Below are 6,536 nucleotides of genomic sequence, written 5' to 3' on the forward strand. Positions count from 1 at the left end.
ATCGGGTCTCAAAAATAGCGCAGTGATTTCAATATATTGATTCCATTTACGACCGAGATTGTCAGTCAATTGTCAGACTTTTGGTGGTTTTTCGCTTGACGAATGGGTCCTGCTTCCCTTTGATATCGGATAAGGTGATGTAAATCATTATTTGTGATATTGAGGGAGGAATGCATGAAGGCAGCCATTACGGCGCATCCGCACTATGTTGTCTCGGAAATCGATCCGAGGCTCTACGGATCCTTTATCGAGCATCTGGGGCGGGCGGTCTACACCGGCATCTATGAGCCCGGCCATCCAACGGCAGATACCAATGGCATGCGTCAAGACGTCATCGATCTTGTCAGGGAACTCAACGTTCCGATCGTCCGTTATCCCGGCGGCAATTTCGTGTCCGCTTACAATTGGGAGGACGGTGTCGGCCCCAAGGAAGAACGCCCGGTGCGCCTCGACCTCGCCTGGCACACGTCGGAAAGCAACGAAGTCGGCCTGCATGAATTTGCGAACTGGTGCGCGTCCGCCAACACCGAGATGATGCTTGCCGTCAATCTCGGCTCGCGTGGCCTCGATGAAGCACGCAACTTGCTTGAATACACCAATCATCCAGGCGGAAGTGAGTGGAGCGACAAGCGTATCGCCAACGGCCGCAAGGAGCCCTTCGACGTCAAGCTGTGGTGCCTCGGCAACGAAATGGACGGCCCCTGGCAGATCGGCCACAAGACCGCCGATGAGTATGGCCGCCTAGCCCATGAGACCGCCAAAGCCATGCGCGCTTTTTCCAAGTCGCTCGAACTGGTGGTCTGCGGCTCTTCGAATGCCAAGATGCCAACCTATCCTGAATGGGAGGCCACCGTTCTCGACCATACCTATAACGAGGTCGACTACATCTCGCTGCACATGTATTTCGACAACGAAGCCAATGACGCACCGAATTATCTCGCGATGAGCGAGAAGCTCGACGCCTACATCGTCTCGGTCGCCGGCGTCATCGACTATATCAAGGCCAAGAAGCGCTCCAGCAAGCAGGTCTACATCTCGTTCGACGAATGGAACGTCTGGTACCACTCCAAAGAGCAGGACAAGAAGATCCTCAGCGGCAATGACGGTTGGCCCTTCGCTCCACCATTACTCGAAGACATCTACAATTTCGAGGACGTGCTGCAGGTTGGCCTGATCCTCAACACCTTCATCCGTCGTTCCGATGTGGTCAAGATCGCCTGCCTGGCGCAGCTGGTGAACGTGATCGCGCCGATCATGACCGTTCCGGATGGCCCAGCATGGCGCCAGACGATATTCTATCCCTATCTCTATGCCTCGATCTACGGACGTGGCAATGCGCTGGATCTTAAGCTGGACAGCCCGACCTACAAGTCCACCGTCGCGGGCGAGGTTTCCTGCGTCGACGTGGCCGGCGTGCATGACACCAAAACCGGCCATGTCACCTTCTTCGCCGTCAACCGGCATTCGAGCGAGGCGATCGAAACCGTGATCGACATCACCGGTTTCGGCGCGGCAGACATCGTTGATCACCAGGTGATAACGCACGTGGATTTGAAAGCCGTCAATTCGGCCGGGAATCCCGGCAACGTCGGCCCCAGGAAGGGGGAGGGCGCCTCGGTGGCTGGCGGCAGTCTGAGCCTATCGCTGCCGGCCTATTCCTACCAGATGATCCGCCTGAAACTCTGACCTCGGGCGAACCATCGAAAAGTGCATGCGCTGAGGAGGAGCGTCGACGTGACGGCCGAGATCGAAATCAGGAATGTGAGCAAGCATTTCGGTGCCATGACGGTGCTGGAGGATCTGTCGCTCTCCATCAAGGCACGCGAATTCATCGTGTTTCTCGGGCCGTCCGGATGCGGGAAATCGACGCTTCTGCGAATGATCGCAGGCCTCGAAACTGTTGATGGCGGCGAGATCGTCATCAACAACGAGCGTATCGATCATCTGCCGCCGGGCAAGCGCGGTATTGCCATGGTGTTCCAGTCCTATGCGCTTTATCCGCATATGAGCGTGCGCGACAACATGGCCTTCGGGCTTGAGAATATCGGCATGTCGCGCGAAGTCATTGACGCGCGGATCAACGAAGCCACCCGCATCCTCGAAATGGCGCACTTGCTCGAGCGCAAACCGGGTCAGCTCTCGGGCGGCCAGCGCCAGCGCGTCGCCATCGGCCGTGCGATCGTAAAGGAGCCGAAGGCGTTCCTGTTCGACGAGCCGCTCTCCAATCTCGATGCGGCTTTGCGGACCCGCACGCGCATCGAACTTGCCCAGCTTCACCAGCGCTTGCAATCAACAATGATCTTCGTCACCCACGACCAGGTCGAGGCGATGACGCTCGCCGACCGCATCGTCGTCATGAACAATCGCAGGATCGAGCAAATCGGCTCTCCCATGGAGATCTACGAGCGCCCCGCGACCAAATTCGTTGCAGGCTTCGTCGGCGCGCCGGCGATGAATTTTGTCGAGGCGACGCTCGACAGATCGGGTGCGAACGCCTCAGTCAGGTTGGCGGACGGGACGTCGGTTCAGACCGAGATCGCGTCCAGCCAGTTGACCGATCGCAAGCACAGCTTCGGCATCCGTTCGGAAGATGTCCGCATCGTTCCTGCAGGGCAGGGCAATACCAACGGGGTGGTCGATGTGCTCGAGCGGCTCGGCGAACGCACCTTGATCTACGCACGGCTGGGCGATGGCCAGCAGATCATCGGCTCCGATGTCGGCAACAGTCGTGTCGCTGTCGGCCACAAGGTCGGGCTAGCCTTCGATGGCCAGAAATCGCATCTGTTCAATGAGACAGGGCGCGCCTGGCACACGAGGGAGGCCTGACGTGGCCGATGGGTGGACGATGCCGCGGACCGCAACGCCGGCTGCCAGCGTCAGGGCCCCGAGCGTCGATATCTACGCGCCGCAATGGCGAAATTTCATTTTCGTCGCGCCATTCCTGTTCTTCTTCACGACGCTGCTCATCTTCCCGCTCCTCTGGGGGATGTGGCTGAGCTTCCACAAGGCCGACACTTTCTCGTCCGGAAATTTTGTCGGTCTTGGCAACTATATCAGGCTGTTTCACGACAAGGTGTTCCTGCAATCGGTCTGGAACACCTTCTACTTCGTGCTCCTGACGGTGCCGACGCTGGCGCTGATCGGCCTTTTCCTCGCGCTTTGCCTCAACCGCCGCACGCGCACTGCCGCTGTGCTGCGGACCCTGTTCTTTTCCTCCTCGGTGCTGTCGGTCACCATCGTCACACTGATCTGGCGCATCGTGTTCATTCCGAATGTCGGCCTGCTGTCGACGATCTACGGATGGTTTGGTGCCACCGCCCCAGCTTTCATTTCCGATCCAAGCCTTGCGATGATCGGTATCGCCGTTGCCACCGTCTGGTGGTGCATCGGTCTGCCGATGATGCTCTTTCTCTCGGCCTTGCAGCAGATACCGCAGGATATCTACGAAGCGGCGGCCCTCGACAATGCCAATCGCTGGCAGACCTTACGCTCGATCACGCTGCCGTCGATCAAACGCACTTTCGTCCTGGTGATCATCATCCAGATCGTGCTGCAATTCCAGCTGTTCGGCCAGGCCTGGCTGATGACGCGCGGCGGTCCCAACAACCTGACCAAGCCGATCGTGCTCTACATCTATGACACCGCATTCCGCCGCTGGGACCTGGGCATGGGTGCCGCGGCATCGGAAATCCTGTTCATCCTCATCCTGATCGCAGCCATGGCCCAGTACCTCGTCACACGCAACAAGGCACACCAGGCATGAGTGCTCCAGCCTCCATCAAGGGACGGGCATTTGGCGACCGCGTGTTGTTGGCCCTCGTCATCCTGCTTTCGATCGTCATGATCGCCCCGGTTCTGTGGGTCATCGGCCTGTCGCTCAAGGAAAATGCCGAGCTGATGGCCGATCCGAATTCGGTGTTTCACGCGCCCTACACCCTCAAGAACTACCTCAACACCATTGGTACCTCGTCGGTATTCCTCTGGGTGGGCAACAGCATCATCGTCTCGGGCGGATTGACACTCGGCACGCTGGTTTTGTCATCGCTCGCCGGCTATGGTTTTGCACGGCTGAACTTCCCCGGCCGAAACATCCTGTTCGTGATCGTGCTCTTCGGTCTGGCGGTTCCGGAACAGGCCGTGCTTGTCGCCCGCCATCAGATCTTCAGCATACTGAAGTTCCACAACACCTATCACGGGCTCATTCTCCCCGGCCTGTCGGCTTCGTTCGGCGTCTTCCTGATGACCCAATATTTCAAGGCCATCCCGAAGGAGCTGGACGAAGCCGCCATGTTGGACAATGCCAGCCGGTTCAGGATTTTCTGGAAGGTGCTTTTGCCACTCACGGTGCCTGCACAGGCAACCCTCGGCATCTTCACCTTCCTTGGCGCATGGAACGACTATTTGTGGCCGCTGATCTCGGCAACCAAGAAGGACATGTACACGCTGACCGTCGGCATGGCTTCGACACAGACCAATTTCGCCCAGTCTGAAGGTATCGGCTTCCTGATGGCGCAGGCGGTGTTCGCTGGCGCGCCGATCCTCATCGTCTACCTCCTTTTCCAGAAATACATCGTTACGGCCGTCTCAGGCGCCGCGGTCCGATAACGAAATTGCCCGACAGAGGAGTGCGCTGCGGCGACGGAAAGCATGAAGCCAATCCAGGGTGGAGAGGCGGAAACTCAGTAGGAGGAACTGATATGAAAATGCAGAAAATACTGTTTGCCGCGGTCTCCGCGGGCGTAATGCTGCTCGCCAGCCCGAGCCTTGCAGCGACGGAACTGACCGTGCAGCGCTTCTTCGGTGCCTGCGATGCCAATTTCGGCACAAGCACCGATGTCGGCAAGGCTGTTGGCGAATGCGGCATCATCACGTCGCTGATCAACAAGTTCAACGCCGACAATCCCGACGTGCACATCAACGTCACCACCGTGGAATGGCCGGGCTATGACCAGCTGACCGCACAATTCGCTTCGGGCGATGCTCCAGACATCGTCACGATCCACGAATCCGCGCTGTCGGACTATCAGTCCAAGGGCCTGTTGATGCCGCTCGACGATCTCTTGAAGTCCATCGGCGTCACACCTGAAGCCTTCACGGACGCAGCGCGCAACGGCGCCACCAAAGACGGCAAGATCTACGGCTTGCCGATCGACAGCTGGACGATGCTCTATCACATCAATATGGATCTCTTCAAACAGGCTGGTCTCGTCAATGCCGACGGCACTCCGATGCTTCCGACATCGCCTGAGGAACTGCTCGCCCAGGCCGAACAGTTCAAACAGAAAACCGGCAAGCCCTACTTCGTTCAAAACCTGGCCAATGAGACGGCACTCTACACGCGCAATCTCTACACCTATCTCTTCCAGCAGGATTCCGACTTTTTTGCCGATCCGAAGCATGTGAAGCTCAATACGCCGGAAGCCAAGAAGGTCGTAGAGATGTACAAGGCGATCTTCGACAAGGGCTACACTACCAAGGACCTCGACTACGGCGGCGCTATCAACGCCTTCCTTGCCGGTGACGGTGGCGTTCAGCTCAACGGCACGTGGGTCGTCGGCGACAACAATGCCCAGTCCGAAACCAAGGGCACGGCGCTCAACAAGGGCGGCTACGCGGTCTACCCGTACCCGCAGCTGTTTGGCGGCGCCCATGCGCAATATGCCGATGGCCACACCTGGGCAGTCTCGCAGAAGGACCGCACGCCTGAACAGACCGCGGCCATCGGCAAGTTCCTGAAGTTCTTCGCCGACAACGACTTCGAATGGTCGCGCACCGGGCACCTGCCAGCATACAAGGCCATCATCACCTCGGACGCATTCAAGGCACTGCCGCATCGCAACACGATTGCCGCCATCTCCGATCTAGGCAGGCCGTTGCCGTCAGCGGTGCAGCGTCAGTTTGCGATCCAGGACATTGTCGGCGAAGAGATGAGCGCTGCAATCACCGGCCAGAAAGACGTCGACGCCGCGCTTGCGGACATGGAAAGCCGCGTCAACGAATTGCTTGCCAACATCTGACCACAGGTTTCCCGGGGAGTTGTCCCGACGCCCCCGCGGCTGGAAACAGTCGCGGGGGCTTTTTCTGTCAGATGACGAAGTGAGACCGTCGACCCTGTAAGGTACATGGGATATCGCGCTTTGACGCAACCACGGATGACGTTGAGCCAGTCGGATCCGAATGGAAATGACGCGGAGTACCCTGGATGTTCAGTCCCGGCATTTGCTGGAGCGGATTGAGTCCGAAACGTTCGGGTCATGTAGTCCACGCCCTGCAGATGAATTCATAGGCGTGAGGCCCTTGAGGGTTTTGAGCCTCCGGGCGAAGTTGTATGCGTAGCGCTTGGCCAGCGCCCTCAAGCTCTCTTGACTATGTTGTATCGCTCGACGGACCGCCTCTGTCGTCGTGCCGCTCCCATGGAGAACCTGAGCCAGGCTGCCTCCTTTGATTCGGGAGACAAGTACTACTTTGGCAGTTTAGGTTTGAGGGCGTGTGCGGGCAGCTTCTGACAGTGAGGACATCTGCGGGGTGGCGATCGC

5 protein-coding genes and 1 pseudogene are annotated in these 6,536 nt (G+C 58.4%); 5 read left to right on the forward strand and 1 reads right to left on the reverse strand.

Translation table 11 applies throughout. The annotated features are described in order from the left end of the window. Positions 1 to 174 precede the first annotated feature (174 nt). From FJW08_RS26955 to FJW08_RS26975, 5 genes are all read left to right on the forward strand, one after another. Positions 175 to 1,686, forward strand: a complete 1,512-nt coding sequence (locus FJW08_RS26955; protein WP_140812982.1) for an alpha-N-arabinofuranosidase — start codon at positions 175 to 177, stop codon at positions 1,684 to 1,686. Positions 1,687 to 1,734: 48 nt separating this feature from the next. Beyond that, positions 1,735 to 2,826, forward strand: coding sequence for a sn-glycerol-3-phosphate ABC transporter ATP-binding protein UgpC (gene ugpC / locus FJW08_RS26960; protein WP_140812983.1), 1,092 nt, complete (start codon positions 1,735 to 1,737; stop codon positions 2,824 to 2,826). A 19-nt stretch (positions 2,827 to 2,845) separates the two neighbouring features. Continuing rightward, the gene (locus tag FJW08_RS26965; RefSeq protein WP_246682590.1) at positions 2,846 to 3,763 is read left to right on the forward strand and encodes a sugar ABC transporter permease; all 918 of its coding nucleotides are present in this window, start codon (positions 2,846 to 2,848) and stop codon (positions 3,761 to 3,763) included. Beyond that, complete coding sequence (locus FJW08_RS26970) at positions 3,760 to 4,605, forward strand: carbohydrate ABC transporter permease (RefSeq protein ID WP_140812985.1); 846 nt, start codon at positions 3,760 to 3,762, stop codon at positions 4,603 to 4,605. Before FJW08_RS26965 ends, FJW08_RS26970 begins: the two co-directional genes overlap by 4 nt. 92 nt (positions 4,606 to 4,697) lie before the next feature. Then, positions 4,698 to 6,017, forward strand: coding sequence for an extracellular solute-binding protein (locus FJW08_RS26975; RefSeq protein WP_140812986.1), 1,320 nt, complete (start codon positions 4,698 to 4,700; stop codon positions 6,015 to 6,017). A gap of 315 nt (positions 6,018 to 6,332) precedes the next feature. Here FJW08_RS26975 and FJW08_RS26980 read toward each other — a convergent pair. Next, positions 6,333 to 6,431 (reverse strand): annotated as a pseudogene (locus FJW08_RS26980) (IS481 family transposase); the annotation flags it as partial. Between the last annotated feature and the right edge of the window lie 105 nt (positions 6,432 to 6,536).

The sequence above is a fragment of the Mesorhizobium sp. B3-2-1 genome (assembly GCF_006439515.1).
In the GTDB taxonomy this organism is placed as follows: Bacteria; Pseudomonadota; Alphaproteobacteria; order Rhizobiales; family Rhizobiaceae; genus Mesorhizobium.

Excerpts from the sequence above, each read along its gene's own strand:
- FJW08_RS26955 (WP_140812982.1), top strand. The coding sequence starts at position 175 with ATGAAGGCAGCCATTACGGCGCATCCGCACTATGTTGTCTCGGAAATC.
- FJW08_RS26965 (WP_246682590.1), top strand. The coding sequence starts at position 2,846 with ATGCCGCGGACCGCAACGCCGGCTGCCAGCGTCAGGGCCCCGAGCGTC.
- FJW08_RS26970 (WP_140812985.1), top strand. The coding sequence starts at position 3,760 with ATGAGTGCTCCAGCCTCCATCAAGGGACGGGCATTTGGCGACCGCGTG.
- FJW08_RS26975 (WP_140812986.1), top strand. The coding sequence starts at position 4,698 with ATGAAAATGCAGAAAATACTGTTTGCCGCGGTCTCCGCGGGCGTAATG.